Annotated in this window: 1 protein-coding gene; it reads right to left on the minus strand. The window is 68.1% G+C overall.

What is annotated here, in order from left to right; genetic code table 11:
* Window positions 1-758: hypothetical protein (locus POF53_RS25910; protein WP_498970055.1), on the minus strand; the 758-nt coding region annotated here is incomplete at both ends.

A 758-nucleotide genomic window follows, 5' to 3' on the forward strand; every position in this document is an offset into this window, starting at 1 on the left:
TAGGCGCGATCAAGGCGTCGGACCATGGGGGCCGCCACCCGTCCTCGCGAGGGGGTGTCACCCTCGAGTGCGTGTTCGCTCAGGCGCAGGTTGATGGCTTGCTCGCCCAGCGAGGCGATGAGGTAGGTGCCCAGTCGCCGGTACAGCAGGCGATCCATGTTGCCGGGGGCGCCGGCCTGCAGGCTCTGGCGCCCCAGTTGACCCAGCCAGGCCAAGGCGCCGGCGGTGTTGAGGGCGCTGTGCTGGGCCAGCTGGTCGAGGTGGCCGTCCACCCGGCTGAACTGCGAGGCGAGTTCCTTGGCGTACTTCAGTGAAGTGTCCACTTGCTGCCAGTGATCGTATTCCGGCGGCAGTGCTTGCAGTGCCTGGCGCGTCTGCTCCAGCACCTCGGCAATGGCGCGCTGGTTGAAGACGAAGGAACGCAGGGCCAGGTTGTCGGGCGTCAGCGTGTCGGCGTGCCACCACTGGGCGAGCAGCCGCGCCCCGGCTGACACGCCCTCCATGCCGACCACGCTGAGCCCGGTCTGGTGAGCGAAGCACAGGCCGCTGCGCAGGTCGTTCTCGTCGTAGTAGGCCAGGGCCGCGAGCAGTTGCTCAGATTGCAGCCAGGCGAGATGGTCGTCGGCCCGCACGTCGGCCAGGCGCTGCGCTTCGAGGCCGTGGGATTCGAACCAGGCAAGCTGGTCGTGCATGGCCTTGAGGTCGACGTGTGGCAGGTAACGCGCTTCGAACTGCCGGGCGAACTCGCCGTTGTTCGC

The organism is Mitsuaria sp. RG (genome assembly GCF_028369275.1).
In the GTDB taxonomy this organism is placed as follows: Bacteria; Pseudomonadota; Gammaproteobacteria; order Pseudomonadales; family Pseudomonadaceae; genus Aquipseudomonas; species Aquipseudomonas peradeniyensis.